The organism is Isoptericola sp. NPDC057391, assembly GCF_042668085.1.
GTDB lineage: Bacteria > Actinomycetota > Actinomycetes > Actinomycetales > Cellulomonadaceae > Isoptericola.
On the sequence record NZ_JBHVBO010000056.1, the window covers coordinates 1 to 21,225 of the forward strand.

A 21,225-nucleotide genomic window follows, 5' to 3' on the forward strand; every position below is an offset into this window, starting at 1 on the left:
GGCCCCGCCGATGGGGAGGCCCGCGGCGGCGTCGGTCGTTTCACTCGGCGCGGAAGGACAGGCGCCCGGCCTTGTCGACCGTGACGATCGTGTGGAGCGTGACGTCCCGGCCGCCGAAGTTGCCGACCACGCGGTACTCGCCGGGAGCGGCGTCGATCGTCCCCTCGATCCGGGCCTCGTTGCCGTCGCCGACGATCGTCGCGTCCTGCCGCTCGACCGGCTGGAGGCTGATCCCCCCCTCGATCCGGGTGGAGCCGACGACCGCGACCCCGCGCAACGGGAGCCGGTATGAGTCGGCGCCGCGCCGGCGGTGCTCGGTCGTGGCCCGCGTCGGCACGACCTTCGCGGACCCGAGCACCGTGCGCTTCGTCTGCCCGAGGTCGAGCGTGAGGGCACCGGAGTCGTTCTTGTAGGCGACCCGCGGCTCGCCGTCGACCAGCGCCACCCGAGCAGAGGTTTCCGTCCGCAACGGCTGATGGCTGACCACACCGAACAACCACGAGCGGGACCTGAAGTCCCACACGCGGCCTTCGAGCGGGTGGCCGAGGGCGGCGGTGCGCGCGTCGACCTGCGCCGTTGCCTGCACGCGCACCGCGACACGACCGTCGATATCGATGACGTCGACCTCGGCGTCGGTCGGGACCGCCCAGGCCACGGCGTCATCACGGGACCGGATGACGAGCGTGGAGCTCGCGGCCGTAAGCTCGTCGGTGACGTCGAGCAGCTCGGGTGGGATCGCGGCGGCGAGGTGCCCCGGCAGGTCACGGATGGCACGGTCGCCGTGGCGGCGTAGCGCGAGGTGCCCGACCTTCGTCGACCAGCGTGTCGATGTCGAGACGACGAGGCGCCCCTTGTCGTCCCAGTGCACGTCGGTTGTCTCAGCACTCCCCACGAGGCCGGCGTCCACCCTGACCAGTTCGCCCACCAGGTCCCATCGGCGGGCACGCGCCAGGTGAACGCGAGCCGCGAGATGCCGGGGCAGCTGCGCGTCCATCCAGGTCGGGATGCGGGCGAGGGTAGCCTCGGCGTGGCCGATCGCGGCGTCACGCTCGTCACCGGTCCGTGCGAACAGGCGGGCGCCGATCCCGGGGATGACGCGGGTGGAGAACTGGTGCCAAAGGAGCCGCTTGTAGTCGACGCCGTCGTGGTCCAGCCGCTCGTCGATGGCCGTCACGATCTCCGCGAGCCACCGCCACCACACCTCGAGGTCGTCGCGGTACGACGACGATGCCGTCTCCCCGTGACGGACCCAGTGGTAGAAGGGCACATCCGCGAGGACAGCCGTGCGGGCGCCCGCCGCCGAGACGTCGATGGCGAAGAAGACGTCCTCCCAGAGCACCCGGCGGCCCTCGGGGAACCGCACGTCGTGGTCGAGCAGGAACTCACGACGGTACAGCTTGTGCGGGTTGGTGGGCAGCAAGGCGTGGAGGCCGTCCTCGCGCCGCGACGCGTCGTCAAGGTTCGCGGCGAAGACGTCGAGACCCCACTGCGGCTGGTCGGTGCGCGACTCCTTGCCCGTCACCACGTCCGCGCCCGTTCGGTCGGCCATCGCTACCGCGGCTTCCAGCCCGCGCGGGTAAAGCACGTCGTCGTGATCCATGAAGACCACGTAGTCACCGTGCGCCTGCACGAGCCCGGTGTTGCGGCCGTGGCTCGGCCAGCCGGTGTGGTGGAGCAGGAAGGCACGGGTCCGCAGGCGGGTCTTGGCGAGCTCTTGGATCCGGTCGGGTGTGCTGTCCGGCGAGCCGTCGTCGACGAGCAGCACCTCGATCTGCTCGGACGGCAGCGTCTGGGCGTCGACGGATTCGAGCGCGTCGTCAAGCCACGGCCCCGAGCAGTAGGTAGGGATGACGATGCTCACCCGGGGGCGAGTCGCGGCCTGGACGATGTCGGTCGTCATAGGCCCTCGCTTCGAGAGGTGGACGGACGGTCAGTCTCTTCGAGACGTTGTCACACAATCAGGGACTCGACCAGCCCGCGTCGCAACTCGTCGATCCCGGTGGGGGGTGGAGCGTCCTCCTGCACCCGACGGACGATCTCGGCCGTGGTGACGCGGTACACGTCGGGTGCGTACCACGGGGTGTACGGCCGGTCACCCGGGAACGCGGAGTAGTAGTCGCGGTACTTGAACAACCCGTGGACCGGTCCCTGGACCGGCCCGCCGACCGTCTCGTTGAGGCGGAGGTGGAAGTTCGGCACGCCCACCGCGTCCGCCACGATCATCCCGTGGAGGGACGACGACAGCACGACATCGCAGGCGGCGATCTCGCGGGTGACCTCCTCTGGCGTCCACGCGATGTCGACGATGCGAACGCCGCGCCGCGACCCGAGCTCAAGGACTGCGGGGTGGCGGACGTCCCTGTAGTGCGGCACCACGCCGATCGCGTACTTGCTCCGCACGGGTTCGTCGAGGAGCAGATTTGCCAGGATGCCCGGGTCTCCGAGCGCGAGCCCGTCGGCGACGTCCGCCGGGAAGTGGTCGGCGGTCAGACGGCCGCGCACCGCCCGCGGACGGACGCCGTCGGGGATGGTGCGCTGGTATGGCCAGTGGAAACCGGTGCCCCAGAACTCCGGGAAGCGTGTGATGCCCGCGGGGGCCTCGTCGAGGACGTCGGTGAGGATCGACCCGGCGGCGACGAGGTCGGCGTCGCCGAATGCGGACCACCGCACGGGGCGGCCGGTGAGCCGCTCGAGGACCGGCGCGCTCAGCTCGTCACCGAAGTTGGTCGCGACGGGGTGGCGCCAACGCCACCAGTAGACGCGGAGGTCGTTCATGCCGGTTCCTTCTCGGAGGGTCGGGAGACGAAGAACGCGCCGTCGGCGAGTCGTGCGACCACCTGCCCGGCCCGGAGCTTCGGCGGGTCGTCCGGGAGGCGCACCTCCGCCAGCACGTCCTTGTGGGCGGCCGACAGGACGCAGCGCAGCTCTCCGTGGGTCGGGACAGGGAGCCGGACGGCGACCTCCTGCCCGTCCGAGCCCGGAAGTCGCCGCCACGGCAGGCGGTGCGGCGCCTCCCGGCCACCTGCGGGTGTCACGTCGGCGTCGAAGCGCAGCAGATCGTCCTGCCGGTCGGTGCTGAGCACGACCTCGGGTCGGCCGTCCTCGTCGACCGCCAGCCGGATGACGTCGACGCTGCCGGAGCGAAGGAAGTCCTGGTGGGAGACGGAGAGGTTGCCGTAGCCCGCCGTGGCGTAGAGGACAGTGTCGGGCGACCCGAGCGGGCGTCCCGTCACGTCGACGCTGACCTCGTCGACGTGCGTCGGCCGGCGAGACCCGAACCGGACGCCGGGCAGGGCGTGGCCTGACCAGATCGGTGCCACGTAGAGGTCCCAGCGGCCCGGGGCGGTGAGCGTTGCCGGGTCGATCCGTAGCGTGAAGCCGGTTGCGTCGTCAGGGACGTGAGCGGGAGGCGCGTCGAGCGCGACGGGCAGGTCGATCGCGGGCACGCCCTCCTCGGCACCGCGCAGGAGCAAGGTCGCGCGGACGCCATCCGGGGCCCGCAGCAGTCCGGAGGCACCGACCCAACCGGTGACGTTCGCGACGCCGTCATGGACGTCGAGGGCGGTCAGCAGGTGCTTCACGGCGCTCGCCGGGACGAACAGCCTGTCGTCCTCCACCACGCGGTGCACGGACGCGGGGACGTCGAAGCGCGGTGGCGCCCCGTCGGCGACGGCGACGAGCCCCGTGCCATCGGGGCCTGCCACGGCCAGCAGGTCGGCGATGGCGGCACCGTCGCCTGAGAGCAGGGTGTCGAGGAGGAGTGCCCGTCGGCCAGCCTGCCCCGCGCGGACCGTCGTGGTCCAGTAGGGCCCGAAGCGTTCTCCCACGCTTGTCGCGAGCGCGTCGAGCTCCGCCTCGTCCATACCCGACAGGGCGGAGGCCATGTCCATCAGCGCGGCCGCCGGTCGCCGCATGATCGCGTCGCGGCGAGGGCCGGGTTCGACGTGGCGGGCGATCTCCTCGGCGACCCGCAGCACGCCCTCGGCCTTCTGTGCGGGAGCGACATCCTCGGGGGTGACCTCGCCGGTCACGAAGCGCTCGTAGTACACGGCGTCGGCGAGGGTGACCAGCCGTTTCGCCCGGAACGTGGCCTCGGCTGCGAACAAGGCGCCGGACTCGGTGTCGGCGACGTCCTCGACGAACCGGATGCCGTGCTCGGCCAGGAGCGAGCGACGGAAGAGCTGGTGAGGGGTGAACGTGTCGTACAGCCGCTGGTCGACGACGTCCGCGTCGAGCACCGTGGCTGTGAAGGCCTTCGGCATGGCGCGACGCCGGGTGATTCCTAGGACTGTCCCGAGCACGACGTCCGCCGCGGCCGCGTCGGCGGCCTCTGTCAGTTTCTCCAGGGCGTGCGGGGTGAGCCGGTCGTCCCCGTCGACGAAGGTGACGTGGCGCCCGCGGGCGAGGTCGAGACCGGCGTTCCGGGCAGCCGCGGCGCCGGGTGAAGGCGGTGTGGCGACGCGGACCCGACGGTCGCTCGCGGCGAGCTCCCTGAGCCAAGCGGCCGCTTCGTGACCGGCCGGCCCTGGCACGACGATGACATCCACCCGCTGCGGGGAGAGGCTCTGGTCGAGCGCGGAGCCGACCGCGTCGCGCAGCGCATCCCCGTCGTCGCCGGTGACCACGACGGAGACGTCGGGCTCGGTGGCGCGGCCGTCGGCTTCGGCTACGTCGACCGTCGCGGGGCCAGACCGCGGCACAGTGAGGAAGAACGGGGACGGCTTTGCGGTCCCGGCGAACTGGAGCACCACCCGCCACCGCCCGGGGCGCAGCGCGACGTCGAACGACAAGGTGACGTCCTCGCGCGTCGCAGTGAGCCGCGCCGTGCCCTTCGGAGGGGAGGGGGGTGCCACGCGTCGGAGCGCCGCGTCGACGGCGCGCCGCCCGAGCGACCTTCCGACGGGGTCCGCCGTGGCGACGCCCACGAGCGTGCCGCGCCCGTGCACGTGAACTCCGTCCAGCGGGATCGTTGCCGTGACCTGGCGCGCGGCGCCATCGGTCGCCTCGACCGTCACGCCGCCCAGGCGGGGGCGACTGTCGTTGACGGCCGAGCGCAGCGAGCCGCCGGAGTCGACGGAGAGGTGGCCCTTCTGGTTCCGGTACGCGACGAGCTGGCGGCCCGCGACGAGAGCCGGACGCCCCGCCCCCACGGTGGTGGCTACGGGCACCGTGACGGTGCCGGCCGGCCCCCTGGTACGGGCGCGCACGTCCCACACCGCTTCGGGGAGCCAGGCGCCCTTCGTGGCACGCCGCGGGTCCAGCCTCGACTCGGTCTGGATCGCGACCGCCCCGTCGTCGTCGGTGACGTTCACCGCTCGCAGGTCTCCGACGGTGGGCACGACGATCGTGCGGTCGCCGTCCCGCTCGCGCAGCACGATCTGCGTAGGAGCGGCGGCGGGAGCGTCGGCGGGGGCGGCGGACCAGCGGGTGATCGTGCGCAGGTAGAGCGTGCCATCGATCCAGGCCGCTCCGACGGCTTCCACGGACACGGTCGTCGTCGGTGCGTCGGGCATCCCCGGAGCATACTCAGGGTCGCCGTCCCGCCTGATCTTCATCTCGGCGGAGTGGTCCGTGCGTGGCACGGTCACACCGTCAACGCGGCGACCAGGCCGCGCCGCAGCTCGTCGATCCCCGCCGGCGGACGAAACCGCGCCCGGACCAGATCGGCGAGAGCGTCGGTGTCGAGGCCGGTGACGTCGGTGGGGGTGAGGGGGACCTGGTAGCGGTCGGGTCCGAAGGCGGAGCAGTAGTCGCGGAACTTGTAGTCGCCGCCGACGAGCTTGTCGCTGACCTTGAGCTGGGCGTTGGGGACGGCGAGGGCGTCGGCGAAGATCAGGCCGTGCATGGAGGAGGAGATGACGGTCTCGCAGGCGGCGATCTCGCGGGCGACTTCTTCGGGGGTCCAGGCGACGTCGATGCGGCGGACGCCGGGTAGTGCGGCGATGGTGCGCATGGTGGGGTCGTCGGCGTCCTTGTAGTGCGGGATGATGCCGAGGGCGTGGCGCTTGGTGACGGGGCCGTCGACGAGGAGGTCGGCCAGGATGCCCGGATCGCCCAGCACGGCGGCCCGGCGGGCGGCGGGCGACAGGGACTCCAGGCTCAGGCGACCACGCACGGCGCGCGGCACGAAGTCCGCCGGCGCCTCGCCCGTGAAGGGCCGGATCATGCCGGCGCCCCAGACCGTGGGCATGTTCGCCGCGCGCTTGCGCAGCGCGAGCTGGAGCACCGACCCGGCTCCGACGATCTCCGCCTGCGGCAGCGCGGTCCAGACCACGCGGCGGCCGGTGAGCCGCTCGATCACGGGGGCGGTGACCTCGTCGCCGAAGTTCAGCTCGGTGGGGTGGCGCCACCGCCACCACCACAGCCGGACCGGGCCCGTGCCCGCTGCCGCGGGGGGCGCCGGGAGCCGGGCCGTGCCCGGGTCCGCCGGGGGAGCCGTGCGGGTCACCGTGATCCGGACCGCCGCGGCGGAGCCGGTCGGCCCGCCGGGGGCGGCCTCCACCCGGACCTCGGGCGTGGCGACGGGCTCGGGGGCGTCGCCGCCGACCGGGACGCGGAGCCCGTCGGACGCCACGGCGAGGGTCAGGGGCGCCGCCGTCGTCGTCGTGGGGACGGGGAGGCGCACGGCGAGGTGCGCATCGTCGACCGGGCTCCACGGGAGACGGTGCCGGGCGTCGCGGCTCTCCGCGGCGTCGACGTACGCGTACACGCGCGTCGACGCGGCGACGGAGGGCACGCGCAGCACCGCCTCGGGACGACCGTCCGGGTCGGTCCGCAGCGCCGTGAGGCGCACGTCCGGCACGTCGTGGTGCGCGCCGTCCCGGTCGACCGAGACGCCGCCGGTCCGGGGGTTGGTGTGCAGCACGGTGCGGGTCCCGTCGAGGAGGACGGCGTCCGGGTCCACGGAGGCGTCGCGCTGCGTGCCGAGGCGGAACGCGGGCCCCTGCCACCCCTCCCAGACCGGGGCGACCCACAGGTCCCAGAGCCCCTCCTCGGGGATCGCGGCGAGGTCGGCTTCGACGGCGAACACGACGGCCTTCCGGCCGGGAGCCTCGCGCACCGTGCGCAGCACCGTGGCGTCCGCCGCGACCGACTTGCCGCCGCCCCGGGCGGGGCCGCGGCGGCGCCACTCGGCGTGCACGGCGTCGGGCAGCGGGACCTGCCCCGGGGGAGCGATCCGGCCGCGCGCGAGGACGCGTCCGGCCGACGTCGTCAGCCGGACGAGCCGGTGCTCGACCCGCGGCGGGCGGACGAGGAGCGCCTCGTGCCCGAGGGCGTCGACGACGCTCGCCGGGGCGTCGAGCCGGAACCCGTCCGGGCCGGGGACCACGGGGAGCAGGCGCACGTTCCCGCCCGAGTGCCGGACGAGCGCCGTGACGTTCGCCGCGTCGCGCCGGAACACCAGGTCGTACAGCGGCCGGGCGTGCTCGTGCACGCGGGCGCGCAGGCCCGGGGTCCACAGGTGCCCGAACTCGTCCGCCACCCGGTCGAGGAGCTCGGCCCGCGCGGCGTCGTCGAGCGCGAGGTAGGGGCGCCGGAACACGCCCTCGAGCGCACGGTCGCCGAACGGGCGCGGCAGCAGCGCGTCCCTGCGGTCGCCGGGCTCGGTGTGGCGCTCGATGGCGCCCGCGACGACCCGGGTCTTCAGCAGCCGGATCTCGATCTGGGCCGCGATCGGCGTACCGGGCCGCTTCTCGTGCCCGCGCACCCGGTAGTACACCGCGTCCGCGAGGACGACCATGCGTCGGGCCGTGAGCTCCGCCTCGACGACGAAGGCCTGGTCCTCGCCGTGGCGCAAGCCGGCCGGGAAGCGCAGGCCCTGGCTCTTCACGTGCGAGGTGCGGAACAGTTTGGTGGGGCCGAGGGCCGACATCATGACGTCCTCGACCATGTCGGCGTCGACGGTGGTGGTCCGGAACACCCGCTGGGGCACGTTCGTGCGGCCGGCGAAGCCCTCCATCTTCCCGAGCACGACGTCCGCCTCGAGCTGTTCCGCGGCGTCCGTGAGCTTCTCGAGCGCGGCGGGGGTGAGCAGGTCGTCGGCGTCGAGGAAGAAGAGGTACTCGCCGGTGGCGACGTCGATGCCGGCGTTGCGCGGGGCGGCGGCCGTCCCGCTGGCCGGCTGGGTGAGCACCTGCATCCGCGGGTGCTGCTTCGCCAGCCTGCGCAGGATCGCGAGCGAGTCGTCGCTCGAGCCGTCGTCGACCGCGACGATCTCGACCTGCTCGGGGGAGAGGGTCTGCTCGAAGGCCGAGCGCAGGGCGTCCTCCACGGTGGCCGCCGCGTCGTGCACGGGCACGACGACCGACACGAGGGGCCGCGCGTCAGGGGCGTGCTGCGCAGCGGACGTCACGTCGAGCCGCGCCGGGCGGAACCGGCCCACCTGCACGCGCACCGGGACCGCCCGAGGCACCCCGCCGTGGGTCAGCGCGACCTGCCAGCGGCCGGGCGCCGCGGGCACGGTGACCTCGAGCCGGACGTCCTCGCCGTCGGCGGTGATCCGGAACGTCCCGGCGCCGTCCGGCCGTTCCCGGTCGTGGCGCGCCGGGCGTCGGCCGGCCTCCCCGGTGGCGCCCGCCGGGGCGACGAGCTCGGCGGTGCCCCGGGCGACGACCCGGTGCCCCTGCGCGGGGGAGACCCGGATCCCGTCGAGCGGGACGGTCAGCCGAACGGTCCTGCCGCCGGCGTCGCGCGTGGTGCGGACCTCGGCGCCGCCCGCACGGGGGCGCGCGGCCGCGACGAGGGCGTCCGCCCGCGCCCCGGAGCGGACGACCAGCCCGCCGTCCTCGCCGCGCCGGGCGACGTAGCTGGTCGTGCCGACGATCGCCGCCCGGGCGGGGAGGTCGGCGGGCACCTCGACCGGGTGCGCCTCGTCGTCGCCGTCGGGCACGGCGTGCACCACCCAGTCGGCGTCCCCGGCGTCCGGCGCGACGGTCCGGGGGTCGAACCGCGCCTCGGTGCGCACGCGCACCGTGACGTGCGGGTCGTCGGCCGCCGGCACCACCTCGACGCGGCTGCGGGCCGGGAGCTCGAGCTCGCCGTCCGTCGCGCCGCCGGGGGCCCTGATCAGCACCCGTACCGCGCCCTCATCCGGTCCGTCGTCCTGGCCGTCGTCCTGTCCGTCGTCGTGGCCGCCCTGCGGGGCGTCGGCCCGCGGCGTCGCGAGCTCCGCACCGGCGTCGTCCAGCCGGAGGGTCGAGGTGCGCACGTACAGGACACCGTCGATCCAGACGAGGCCGTCGACGTGCGAACGCGCGCCACGGGGGCGGTTGACAGTGCCGTTCGCCATGGATCTCCCTGTGGTGACGGTCGACGTGACGGGACATGGTTGCACACCCGAATTCGCACGGCACAGCCCACGACGACCGGCAGAACGGCGGTAGGGTAAGGGGCCGTCCGTCCTCCCGCCACTTCAGGAAGATCGATGACAGCTACCGAACCGCGACAGACACCGCTGCTGCTGCCCGAGCGCGCACGACTCTTCCATATCGGCCTGCCGAAGACCGGCACCACGCACCTGCAGAACGCCGCCGCCCTGCTGCGCGACGACCTGCTCGCCCACGGCGTCCACTACCCGGGGCGGACGTTCAACCACCGGCGTGAGGTGTCCTCGTTCATGGGCCGCGGCTGGGGCTGGGGGGACAAGCCCACCCGCGAGCACTGGGACCGCCTCATGGCGGAGGTGGAGGCGGACACCGAGAACCGGATCTGGCTGGGGCACGAGTTCGCCTCCGAGAGCTCCGAGGAGAAGGCGTACGACTTCCGCGAGGCGCTGGGCGACCGCACCCACGTCGTGGTGACGCTGCGGCATTACGGCTCGATCCTGGCGTCCTCCTGGCAGCAGTACATGAAGATGGGCGACACCGTCGGGTTCGAGCGCTGGCTCGAGGCCGTGCTGGCCGACCCGCCGAACCGGAAGGTCACCAAGACCTTCCACACGCGCAACGACCAGGGGCTCGTCGTCTCGCGGTGGGCCGAGGTCGTCGGTCCCGAGAACGTGACGGCGATCGTCATCGACAAGGCGACCCCGAACCTGCTCACCGACGCCTTCGAGGACCTGCTCGGGCTGCCGCGCGGGCTCCTCACCACCGCGGAGCAGGACGGCTACTCGTCCAACCGCGGGATGTCGGTCGAGGAGGCGGAGCTGCTGCGCGCGGTCAACGCCGAGTTCCGCCGTCGCGAGCTGCCCTGGCCGGCCTACGAGCACTGGATGCGCCGTGGCGTGGCCGGGCACGTGATGGCGTCCCGCAAGCCCGGCGAGGGGGACACCTCGTTCGAGCTGCCCGCGTGGGCGGCGGAGAAGGCGACCGCCAGGGCCCACGCGTACGTCGACCGGATCGAGGCCACCGGCGTCCGCGTCGTCGGCGACCTGGACGCGCTGCGGGTGCCGGCGCGCAGCGTCGAGAACCCGGTGCTGACGGCCGACCGGGTGCCGCTGGACGCCGCGGCGGAGGCCGTCGTCGGCGCCATCGAGGCCGGTCTGCTCAAGGACGAGGACCTCGCCGCGGCCAAGGCCCAGATCGCCGAGCTCCGGGAGGCCGCGCGGACGCCGGGGCACGACGTGCTGGGGCACTTCCGCGCCACCGAGCTGGCGGCGGAGGTCGGCCGCCGGGCCGCGCGCCGCGCACGAGGGCTCCTGCGCCGGTCCTGACCACGGCACGGACGGGAGAGGCCCCACGGGGCCTTCGCTCTGTCCGGCGCGGTCAGACGGCGAGCACGTCCACCAGCCGCTGCTGGAGCCGCTCGATGCCCTCCGGGCGGCGGAACCGGCCCTGCACGAGCCCGACGAGGGCGTCGGTGTCGAGGCCGGTGACGTCGGTGGGGGTGAGGGGGGCCTGGTAGCGGTCGGGTCCGAAGGCGGAGCAGTAGTCGCGGAACTTGTAGTCGCCGCCGACGAGCTTGTCGCTGACCTTGAGCTGGGCGTTGGGGACGGCGAGGGCGTCGGCGAAGATCAGGCCGTGCATGGAGGAGGAGATGACGGTCTCGCAGGCGGCGATCTCGCGGGCGACCTCTTCGGGGGTCCAGGCGACGTCGATGCGGCGGACGCCGGGTAGTGCGGCGATGGTGCGCATGGTGGGGTCGTCGGCGTCCTTGTAATGCGGGATGACGCCGAGGGCGTGGCGCTTGGTGACGGGGCCGTCCACGAGACGGTCGGCCAGGATGCCCGGGTCGCCCAGCGCCACGTCGCCCTGCACCGCGGGGTCGAGGTGATCCAGGGTGTGTCGCCCGCGGACCGCGAGCGGCACGAAGTCGGCCGGGACGTCGCCCTGGAACCGCGAGATGACCCCGGTGCCCCACACCTGGGGCATCGCGGCGGGGCGCGCCCGCAGGAACTTCTGCAGCACGGAGCCCGCGCCGACGATCTCGGCGTCGCCGAGCGGCGTCCACGCGACCGGCCGGCCGGTGAGGCGCTCCAGCAGGGGAGCCGTGACCTCGTCGCCGAAGTTCAGCTCGGCAGGGAAGCGCCAGCGCCACCACCACAGCTTGATCGGGGTCATGCGAGCGCCTCCGGGGTCGTCGTCGCGGTCGTCGCGGTCGCCGTCCGAGACACCCGCAGGCGCCCGTCGACGGACTTGAGCGTGACGTCGTCCGAGGTCAGGCGCGGCACGTCGGTGAGCGCCGGCGCGACGAGGACGCCGTCGTGCGCGACGGTGAGGGCGAGCAGCGTCTCGTCGCCGGCCGCTTGGGGCACGGGCAGCCGGGCCGCCAGGGTGGTCTCGTCGACCCGGCTCGTGGGCAGCAGCTGGCGGGCGCCGCGGCTGCCCGCGGGGGTCGCCAGCGCGTAGACCCGCGTCGCGGCGGCGTCGCCCGGAACGGTCACGAGCACCTCCGGTCGCCCGTCGACGTCCCAGCGCGCGCCGGACACGCGCACCGCGGGCGCGCGCGTCGTGGTCCCCCCGTGGTCGAACGACAGGTTGCCGTGGCTCACGGTGCCGAAGAGCACGTCGTCGGGGCCGAGGGCGAGCGCGTCCTGGCCCGCTCCGCCGGAGGCGCCACCGAACCGGGCGAACGGGCCGACGACGTCCCCCCAGGCCGGGGCGACGGCGAGGTCCCAGACCCCCTCGACGGGGAACACCGAGGCGTCGACCAGGAGCTCGAGCCCCGTTGCGGGGCCGTTCGGGGACTTCCGGCCGCCGGTGACGGTCGCCGGCGCATCGACGGTGCGGCCGTCGCCGCGCAGCGTCCACCGGGCGCGCACGCCGTCCGGCGCGGGGAACTCCCCGGCCGCGCGGGCCCAGCCGCGCAGGACGGCGGTGCCGTCGCGCAGGGCGAGGGACGTCAGCTGGGTCTCGGTGCTCGCCGGGGCGGCGCCCAGGAGCTCCGGGTCGACCGCGGCGGCGACGGCGGGCGGCACGTCCAGCACGAACCCGGCCGGGGTCATGACGCGGCGCAGGTCGCGCACGTTGCCCCCCGCGTGCTCGACGAGGGCGCTGACGAGCTCGGTGCGCCGCTGGAACACCAGGTCCAGGAGCGGCTGCGCGGGGGCCGGCAGCAGCGCGCGGAGACCCGGCCCCCACAGGTGCCCGAACCGGTCGACGACGCGGTCCACGAGCTCCTCACGCTGCTCCGGGTCGAGTTTCAGGAAACGCTGGCGGAAGAGGCCCTCGACGGCGGGCCCGCCGAACGGCCGGACCAGCAGCGAGTCCCGGTCGGGCCCGGGCTCGGTGTAGCGCTCGATGACCTCCGCGACGCTCCACGCCTTGGCGAACTTCTCGTCGAGCGTCTCGCCGATGCGCGACATGTGGACGCCGTCGTGCCCGCGCACGACGTAGTAGTCGCCGTCGGCCAGCACCACGATGCGCCGGGCCGTGAGCTCCGCCTCGACGACGAACGCGAGGTCCTCGCCGTTGCGCAGCCCGGCCCGGAACCACTGGTCGAGCCCGAGGACGTGCTCGCGCCGGAACATCTTCGTGGGCCCCAGGGCGCGGATGAGGTGGTTGCGCACCATGTCGGCGTCGAGCGTGGAGCGCGCGAACATCGACTTCGCGACGCCCCGGCCACCGATGCCCTTCAACCGGCCGAACGCGACGTCGGCACCGACCAGGTCGGCGGCGTCGACGAGCTTCTCGAGGGCCGGCGGGGGGAGCAGGTCGTCCGCGTCGAGGAAGAACAGGTAGGTGCCGGTCGCGGCACGGATCCCGGCGTTCCGAGGGGCCGCGGCGGACCCGGAGTTCGGCTGGGTCAGCACCCGCATCCGGGGGTGCTCGGCCGCGAGTCGGCGCAGGATCGCGAGCGAGCCGTCGCTCGAGCCGTCGTCGACGGCGACGATCTCGATCTGCTCGGCCGGCATCGTCTGGGCGAACACCGAACGGATCGCCTCCTCGACGAACCGCTCCGCGTTGTAGACCGGCACGACGACGGAGACCTTCGGCGGCGCCGTGGTCGACGCCGTGGTCGACGGTCGCCCGGGCGTCGCCACGAGCGTGGCGGTGCCGTCCGACGCGATGCGCACGAGGAGCGGCGCGGGCCGGCGGCCCCCCAGCGAGAGCACGAGCTGCCACAGCCCCGGGGTCGCCTGGGCGGTGGCGCGGAGCGTGACCTCCTCGCCCCGCACGGTGACCGTCGCCTTCCCCGGCGCCGTCGAGGCTCCCAGGCGCCGGCGCAGCTTGAGCAGCGCGCGGCGGGCGAGCGACCCCACCGGGGCCACGAGCTCGGCCGTGCCGCGCGCGACCACGCGCGACGCCCCGCCGGTCACGGGGTGGACCCGGACGCCGTCGAGCGGCACGGTCAGGCTGACCGTCGTGCGCCGCTCGGCACCCGGCTTCGCCGTGATCGTCGCGGCGGACGTGCGGGGGCGGGCGCCGTCGACCACGCCGCGCTGCGCGCCCGCCGTGTCCACGGTCAGCTCGCCGGCCTCGTTCGGGTAGGCCACCAGGACGGAGGACCCCGCGACCGTCGCGCGCGGGTCGCCGTCCGCGGTCACCGGGAGGTGGCTGCGGGCGCCGAGCACGACGCACCGGGCGCGCACGTCCCACACGCCGCGGGCCAGACGCGCCCCCTGCGCGGCGCGGGCGGGGTTGAGGCGGGACTCCGCGGTGACCCGCAGCGTGACGAGGTCGTCCTGCCCGGGCACGGGGACGAGCTCGACCGAGCTGCGGCCCGGGAGGCTCCACGTGCTGTGCTGGGTCCGCTCGCGGACCGACAGCGTGACCTTGGCGCGCGCGACGTCGTCCGTGACGTCCAGCACGGCGTCGGGCAGCTCCCCGAACTCGGCGGGCAGCACCCGCACCACGCGGTCGCCGACCCGCCGCAGCCGGCGGGCGGTGCCGCGGGCGTCGGACCACTCGGTGGTGGTCCGCAGGTGCAGGATCCCGTCGACCCAGACCATGCCGTCGAGCCGGGCCCGGCCCTCGAACTCGCGGTCGAGGGTGTCGACGCGGCGCAGGAGGTCGGTGCGGCGACGCCGCAGCAGCCACGCCTTGGGGCGGTCGAGGGCGGGGAGGTCCGCGTCCCACTCCTCGGGGACGTGCTTCTCCACGATGCGGAGCGCGCGGTCCACGGCGTGCTCCGCCCGGTCGGGGTCGCGGCCCGACGCCAGGTAGCTGGTGAGGCGGCCCAGCACGCGGAGCCGGTACTGGTGCATGAGCTGCCGCTTGCGGCCGTCGGCCAGGTCCTCGGTGTCGAGGGTGCCGGCGATGAAGTCGAACAGGTCGCCGAGCCGGTCCCAGAACTCGTCCTCCCACGGCCCGTAGGTGGCGGAGTTGTTCTGGTCGGTGGCGTGCCACAGGTAGACCGGGGTGTCCGCCAGCACGGAGACCACGCGGGCGTGCTTGTAGCACTCGACGTTGAAGTAGACGTCCTCCCAGAGCATCCGGCGGCCCTCGGGGAAGCGGATGTCGTGCTCGAGCAGGAAGTCCCGTCGGTAGAACTTGTGCGGCATCATCGGCAGCAGCGCGCCGATCCCGCGCCGCGGCAGGGCGTTCGGGATGTTCGCCGTGTAGTTGCCGAGGCCCCACCGGGGGTCGGAGGTCTTGAGCTCCTTGGCGTTGAGCACGTCCGCGCGGTGGGCGGTCGCGTACTCGTAGGACGCCCGCAGGCCGTCGGGGAAGATCTCGTCGTCGTGATCCATGAACAGCACGTACTCGCCGCGCGCCATCGCGATGCCGACGTTGCGCGGGCGGCTCGGCCAGCCCGAGTTCTCGATCCGATCGATGCGGACGTTCGGCCGCTCGTCACGGATGCGCTGCAGGCGCTCCCAGGTGTCGTCCGGGGACCCGTCGTCGACGATGATGAGCTCGAACTCGTCCTGCGGCATGGTCTGCGCCGCGAGGGAGTCCACGACCCGGCGGATGCCGTCGCCCGGCTGGTACGCCGGGACGACCACCGAGACCTTCAGCGAGGCGGCCTGGGTCACGCGTCGGGAGCCTTCCGCTGGCGTCGCTCGGCGTCGATCCGCTCGTCCAGGTCCGCGATCGCGCGGTCGGTCGTGGCGCGGTCGACCTCGGGCGCGACGCCCCGCTCGGCGGCGTCGCGGCGGGCGCGCTCGAAGACGACGTCGTACAGCTCGGCGACCCGGCGGTTGTCGCGGCGCAGGGCGTCGACCTCCCTGCGCAGCTCCTGGAGCTCGCGCTCGTAGGCGACGAACCGGAGCGGGCCCTCGGCGTGGTCCGCGTTGAGGTCGCTCAGCGCCTCCAGGTTGCGCACCGTGCGGGGTGCGATCCGGCGGGCGGTGTTCGCGACGTAGGACTTGAGAGACATGGTGCTTCCTGTCGTGGTCGGTCTCGGCTCAGCGCACGGTCTCAGCGCAGGATCAGGGTGGTCAGTGTCTCGCGCGGCCCGACGGAGGTGGGCTGGGCGCTGCTCTCCAGCGTGTGCATCGTCAGCCCGAAGCGCCGGAGCTGGTTGCGGAGGGCCCGGCCCTGCAGCCGCCACGTCTCCGGGTCCTGCGGGTCGCGCAGGCGGTCGTCGGTGGCGACCGTGGCGAAGCAGAACGTCTGCTCGTCGAGCGCGCCGGTGAAGAGCGTCTGGAAGAGGTCGGAGCGACCCAGCTCCGGCATCTCGTGCAGCAGGTGGTGCGCGAAGAAGTAGGGCTGCTCGCCGGCGTCGACGAGGTCGAGCGTGAGCTCCAGCAGCTGGTGCCGGTCGTTGAAGTTGCAGAACCGGTACTCGACGTTCTCGGGCCGGGTCTGGTTCGCCAGCCGCAGCGCCTCGTAGCTGTAGTCCAGGCCGAGCACGCGGTGGCCGGCGGCCGCGATCCGCTCGGTCAGCCGGCCGTCGCCGCAGCCCAGGTCGACGACGAACGCGCCCTCGGGCAGCAGCGAGAGGAACTGGTCCACCTGGGGTTCGCCGCCCGCGGGGCCCTCCGGGCGGGTCGAGTACTTCTCGTAGTGCTTCTCCCAGTAGACGCGCTGCCGGTTGAACACCCCGAAGTAGTTGTCGAAGCGCCGACGCGTCGAGCGCGGCGAGACGAAGACGAAGGACGGGTCCGGCACGCGCCAGGACGGGCCGTACGCGAACTCCAGCCACGCCTCGGGCCTGGCCGGGGCCGGCAGGTCGACGCCGTCGACCGTCATGGTCGAGACGGGGACGAGGGTCTCGCGCGGCAGGTTCCCGCGCAGCGCGAACGGCTGGTTGTAGAGCCCGTCCTCGGTGTGGTAGCCGGTGAAGATGTCGATGTAGTGGTCGGTCTCGCCGTCCTCGGTGAAGAACGTGACCTGGAGCTGCGCCAGGCTCAGCACGATCGCGGTGTATCCCGCGTCGGCGAGCTTGCGCTGGAGGTCGTAGCTGACCTGCCCCGCCTCGAGGTCCGTCCGGGCCTCGGAGAGGAACGCGAAGTCGATGTCGTCGTCGTGCGGCAGCATGCCGCCGTTGCGCATCGCCCCGAGCAGGCTCCCGCCCACCATGTAGATGGGGTAGCCCCACGACTCCATGAGCTCGGCGAGGCGGCGCCCGTTGGCGAGCAGACGGTCGCGGACGCCGTTCGCGGAGCCCTCCAGCACCGGTCCCAGCCGGTTCCACTTGTTCATGGCCAGCCAACGGCCCTGGGTGTCGGTCACGCTCACGCGCGCGCCGTCCTCGCCGCCCGCGAACCGGACGTCGGCGGACGCCAGCACGGAGTCGTCGGCGGACCGGCGGACGGTGATGTTCGTCCTGCCGCGCAGGTAGGGACGCAGCGCGTCGGGCCACGAGAGGCGCCGGCCGAGCACGTTCCGGCGGTGCTCGGGCAGCTTCGTCGACCACACGCGGTGCCCGTCGAACAGCACGTCCACCGTCTCCGCGGGCTGCTCGGCGGGGACGCGGACACGCAGCCCCAGGCGGGTGGCGGACAGGGAGCTCATCGCGGGAACGGCCCTTCGTCGGTGGCGGGAGCGGTCGTGAGTCTACGGGACCTCCGGTGCCGCAGAGGTCCTCGGGGGCGGCGGCCCGAACGCTAGGGTAGGCGGGCCACGACCAGCCGACGGAAGGTCTCCATGCACGTCGCCCACGTGCTGTCCCTGCCCAGCGCGGAGGACCGCCGCTCGCTCTACCTCGAGGGGAGGGCCGGCAAGGACGACCTCGCGAGCGTCCAGGCGGACGGTTCGCTCCTCGTGCCCGCCGGTTCCGCGCAGGGGTTCGCCACGTACTTCGGCGCCTTCCCCGCCGCCTACTGGGTGCGCTGGGCCGGCGTGTCGACCGTCCGGCTCGAGCTCGACCTGTCCGGCGCCGGGACGGTGCGCGTCGTGCGGACCGGCCCCGACGGCGTCGCCCGCACCGTCGCGACGGAGGCGGTCGCCGACCGCGTGGGCGTCGACGTCGACGTCAGCGACGGGGCCGAGGGCGGCTGGCTGTGGTTCGAGGTCGAGGCGGACGCGGACGTGCTCGTCCGGGGAGGCCGCTGGCTCGTGGACGCGGCCCCGCGGCGGGACGGCCGGGTGTGCCTGTCCATCACGACCGTGAACAAGCCCGACTACTGCCTGGAGACGCTGCGGGCGATCGCCGCCGCCCCCGCCCTGCGGGAGGTCCTCGAGACGGTCTTCGTCGTCGACCAGGGCACCCGCAAGGTGGCCGACGAGGAGGGCTTCGACGACGTCGCGCGCGAGCTCGGGCCGCAGCTCACGGTCATCGACCAGGGCAACCTCGGCGGCTCCGGCGGCTTCTCCCGCGGCATGCTCGAGACGCTGGACCGGCCCGCCTGCGACGCCGTCATGCTGATGGACGACGACGTCGCCGTCGACCCCGAGGCGCTGCTGCGTGCGGTGCGGTTCCACCGCACGGTGACCGACCCGGTCGTCGTCGGCGGCCACATGCTCGACTACAACCAGCCCACCGTGCTGCACGCCTTCAGCGAGGTCGTGGACCAGCGCCACTTCATGTGGGGCTCGCCGGACCGCGAGCACGAGCGGCACGACCTCGCGGCCACCCCGCTGCGCGAGACGCCGTGGATGCACCGGCGCGCCGACGGCGACTTCAACGGCTGGTGGATGTGCCTCATCCCCGTCACCGCCCTGCGGGCCGTCGGCCTGTCGATGCCGCTCTTCCTCAAGTGGGACGACGCCGAGTTCTGCCTGCGCGCCGCGGAGGCCGGGTTCCCCACCGTCTCGCTGCCCGGCGCCGCCCTCTGGCACGTGGCGTGGGTCGACAAGGACGACACCGTCGAGTGGCAGGCGCTGCTGCACGAGCGCAACCGCGTCGTGACGGCCCTGCTGCACGCCCGGCGCCCCCGCGGCGGCGCGCTCCTGCGCGACCTGCTCGCCACCGACCTCAAGCTGCTGCTCGGCATGCGCTACTACCCGGTGGACCTGCACGTGCGCGCCCTGCGGGAGGTGCTCGCGGGCCCGGGCACGCTGCACGCCGAGCTCGCCGACACCGTGCCCGCCGCGCGCGCGGCGGGGGAGCGGTACCTCGAGACCACGCGGCGGTCCGCGGGCGACCCGGCGTTCGACGCCGCCGTCGCGCGGCGGCGGTCCGGCGACGTGCCGCCGCGGCCGGAGGGCACGCGGGCACAGGCCCTGTTCGCGGCCCGCAGCCTGCTGCGCACCGTGCTGCCGCCGTCCGCCACGGAGCGCCGCCGGCCCGCCGGCGCGCTCGAGCGGGGCCAGGCCACCTGGTGGGAGGTGCCGCGGCACGCCTCCGTGCTGGTCCTCGACGCGGACGGCCGGGCGGGGGTCTGGCTGCGCCGGGACCCGGGGACGTTCTGGCGCCTGGCGTTCGCTACGCTGGCGTCCCACGTGCGCGTCGCGGTCCGCTGGCGCTCGCTCGCCGCCTCCTGGCGGGCCGCGGTCCCCGACCTGACGGCCCCGGGGACCTGGCGTCGCACCTTCCACGGGTAGCGTCCGGGGCTCGCCGCGCACGTCGACCGCGCCCGACCCGTCCCGGCCCCCCGCCGGGCAGCCTGCAGGAGGCACCCTTGACCGCCACCACCCCCGCGCCCCGGCGTGTGCTGTTCGTCGGCGCCTACGAGCGGGACAACTTCGGCGACCTGCTCTTCCTGCTCGTGAGCGAGCAGTACCTCGCGGAGGCGGGGTACGACGTCGTCGCGGCGGCACCGCTCGCGGCGGACATGAGCGACCTGCTCGACCGCAAGGTCGACGCGTTCGTGCCACGCCTGGAGCAGGAACGCTTCGACCAGGTCTGGACGGTCGGCGGCGAGGTCGGCGCGACCGGGGTCTCGACGGCGATCTGGATGTCCGTCCCGTCGGCGACCTACCGGCGCTACAAGGCCGCGAGCGAGCCGGAGCAGGCCGCGATGCGCGCCGAGCTCCTCGGCGCCACCGACATCGAGTCCCCGTACATGCCCCGCCTCTCGCAGTTCCCGCTCAACGCCGGCGTGCCCGCCGTGCTCAACTCCGTGGGCGTGGCCGGGATCAAGGGCAAGGACCCGGCGCGCCGCGAGGTGCTCCTGCGGATCCTGCGCGAGGCGTCGGCCGTCTCCGTGCGCGACCACCTCTCGAGCGAGCTCCTCGCCGAGCACGACGTCGCGCACACGCTCGTGCCCGACGTCGTGCACACCATCCGCTACACGCACCCGCGGCCGGAGGGGGAGCAGGGCAGTGGGGCGGCCCTCGTCCAGGCGAACCGGAAGTTCCTCGCCCAGCACGGCATCGAGAAGGTCGCGGAGGCCCTCGTGGCGTCCAGCGCGCTCGCCCCGTACCCCCTCCGGCTCTTCGCGGCCGGGCTGGCGCCCAACCACGACTCGTTCGGCGACTACGCGAAGATCGTGGCCGCCGTGCGCCGGCTCGACCCGGAGCGCGACATCGAGGTTCTGCGCGGGTCGCGACGGCCCTGGGACCTGGTGGACGAGATCCGGCGGGCGAGCCTGTGGATCGGCGGGTCCCTGCACGGCCGCATCGTCTCGGCCGCCTACGACGTGCCCCGCCTCAGCCTGCCGAAGCGCAAGCTCGACGCGTACGCGCGCACGTGGGACCCGCACATGCCCTACGGCACCACGCTCGACTCCCTCGACGCCGACGTGCGCCGTGCCCTGAGCCCCGAGACGCGCGCGGCGGCCGCGGACACCGGCGAGCGCCTGGCCGCGCTCGCGGACGCGAACATCCGTGCGGCGATCGCGCGCGCCCGGGCGGCGACGCCCGAGGAGACCACGGCGCGTCGCTTCGAGGCCGCGCAGCAGGCGATCGCCGACCGGGACCGCCGGGCGCAGGAGGTCGAGGCCGAGCTGACCCGTCGCCTGACGGCGCTCGAGTCGGAGAGCCTGGCCTCCGTCGTCGCGCGCCGCGGACGCGCGGAGGCCCGCAGCGCGCTGCGCCCCGCGCGCCGGGTCGCGGGCAGGGTGGTCCGCAAGGTGCGGTCGGCACGGGACGCGCGCGACTAAGATGGTCCGGATGTCTTCCCCCTCCGTCGTCGCGGTCGTCGTGTCGTACAACAGGGCCGCGCTGCTCGGCGCGGCCCTCGACGCGCTGGCCGCCCAGAGCCGGCCGGTCGACCGCACGGTCGTCGTCGACAACGCGTCGACCGACGACGCGCTCGAGGTCGCGCGCTCCCACCCGAGCGCCCCCGAGGTCGTGGCGCTCAAGCGCAACACCGGCGGGGCGGGCGGGTTCGCCGTCGGCCTCGCGACCGCCGTCGCCGACCTCGACGCCGACCTCGTCTGGCTCATGGACGACGACACGGTCCCCACCGAGACGGCGCTGGAGGCGCTGCTCGGCGCCCGCGACGCCTACGCCGGCGACGTCGCCGCGATGGCCAGCCGCGTGGTGTGGACCGACGGCAGCGACCACCCGATGAACACGCCCCGCAGCCGCCCGGGCGCGTCGCCCGCCGAGCTGGCGCGGGCGCGCGCCGCGGGCG

General features: G+C 74.2%; 12 protein-coding genes. 4 read left to right on the forward strand and 8 right to left on the reverse strand.

What is annotated here, in order from left to right; all coding sequences use genetic code 11:
• Positions 1-40: 40 nt before the first annotated feature.
• From ACFUVW_RS09570 to ACFUVW_RS09585, 4 genes are all read right to left on the reverse strand, one after another.
• Complete coding sequence (locus ACFUVW_RS09570; RefSeq protein ID WP_430571098.1) at positions 41-1,900, reverse strand: glycosyltransferase; 1,860 nt, start codon at positions 1,898-1,900, stop codon at positions 41-43.
• 50 nt (positions 1,901-1,950) lie between these two features.
• Positions 1,951-2,775, reverse strand: a complete 825-nt coding sequence (locus tag ACFUVW_RS09575) for a polysaccharide pyruvyl transferase family protein (RefSeq protein WP_430571099.1) — start codon at positions 2,773-2,775, stop codon at positions 1,951-1,953.
• Positions 2,772-5,513 carry a glycosyltransferase family 2 protein gene (locus ACFUVW_RS09580; protein ID WP_430571100.1) on the reverse strand — a complete coding sequence of 914 codons (2,742 nt, stop codon included), beginning with the start codon at positions 5,511-5,513 and terminating at the stop codon, positions 2,772-2,774. Before ACFUVW_RS09580 ends, ACFUVW_RS09575 begins: the two co-directional genes overlap by 4 nt.
• 71 nt (positions 5,514-5,584) lie before the next feature.
• Positions 5,585-9,289: a glycosyltransferase gene (locus ACFUVW_RS09585; RefSeq protein WP_430571101.1), complete on the reverse strand. Its 3,705-nt coding sequence runs from the start codon at positions 9,287-9,289 to the stop codon at positions 5,585-5,587.
• A gap of 135 nt (positions 9,290-9,424) precedes the next feature.
• Here ACFUVW_RS09585 and ACFUVW_RS09590 point away from each other — a divergent pair, with 135 nt between their 5' ends.
• Positions 9,425-10,651: a hypothetical protein gene (locus tag ACFUVW_RS09590; protein WP_430571102.1), complete on the forward strand. Its 1,227-nt coding sequence runs from the start codon at positions 9,425-9,427 to the stop codon at positions 10,649-10,651.
• A 52-nt stretch (positions 10,652-10,703) separates the two neighbouring features.
• Here ACFUVW_RS09590 and ACFUVW_RS09595 read toward each other — a convergent pair whose 3' ends face one another.
• The 4 genes from ACFUVW_RS09595 to ACFUVW_RS09610 are packed head-to-tail and all read right to left on the reverse strand — an operon-like array spanning position 10,704 to position 17,279.
• On the reverse strand, positions 10,704-11,498 hold the full coding sequence (locus ACFUVW_RS09595) for a polysaccharide pyruvyl transferase family protein (protein ID WP_430571103.1): 795 nt from the start codon (positions 11,496-11,498) through the stop codon (positions 10,704-10,706).
• Entirely contained in the window at positions 11,495-15,355 is a 3,861-nt protein-coding gene (locus ACFUVW_RS09600; RefSeq protein WP_430571104.1) for a glycosyltransferase family 2 protein, read from the reverse strand. The genes ACFUVW_RS09595 and ACFUVW_RS09600 overlap by 4 nt, the downstream gene beginning before the upstream one ends.
• A complete protein-coding gene (locus ACFUVW_RS09605; RefSeq protein ID WP_430571105.1) occupies positions 15,352-15,699 on the reverse strand; it encodes a hypothetical protein in 348 nt (115 codons plus the stop codon). Before ACFUVW_RS09605 ends, ACFUVW_RS09600 begins: the two co-directional genes overlap by 4 nt.
• A gap of 41 nt (positions 15,700-15,740) precedes the next feature.
• Positions 15,741-17,279 carry a LicD family protein gene (locus ACFUVW_RS09610; RefSeq protein ID WP_430571106.1) on the reverse strand — a complete coding sequence of 513 codons (1,539 nt, stop codon included), beginning with the start codon at positions 17,277-17,279 and terminating at the stop codon, positions 15,741-15,743.
• Positions 17,280-17,411: 132 nt separating this feature from the next.
• Between ACFUVW_RS09610 and ACFUVW_RS09615 the strand changes: the two genes are divergently transcribed.
• From ACFUVW_RS09615 to ACFUVW_RS09625, 3 genes are all read left to right on the forward strand, one after another.
• On the forward strand, positions 17,412-19,250 hold the full coding sequence (locus ACFUVW_RS09615) for a glycosyltransferase (RefSeq protein WP_430571107.1): 1,839 nt from the start codon (positions 17,412-17,414) through the stop codon (positions 19,248-19,250).
• 77 nt (positions 19,251-19,327) lie between these two features.
• Positions 19,328-20,749, forward strand: coding sequence for a polysaccharide pyruvyl transferase family protein (locus tag ACFUVW_RS09620; protein WP_430571108.1), 1,422 nt, complete (start codon positions 19,328-19,330; stop codon positions 20,747-20,749).
• Between the two features lie 10 nt (positions 20,750-20,759).
• On the forward strand, positions 20,760-21,225 hold a 466-nt coding region (locus ACFUVW_RS09625; RefSeq protein ID WP_430571109.1), incomplete at its 3' end, for a glycosyltransferase.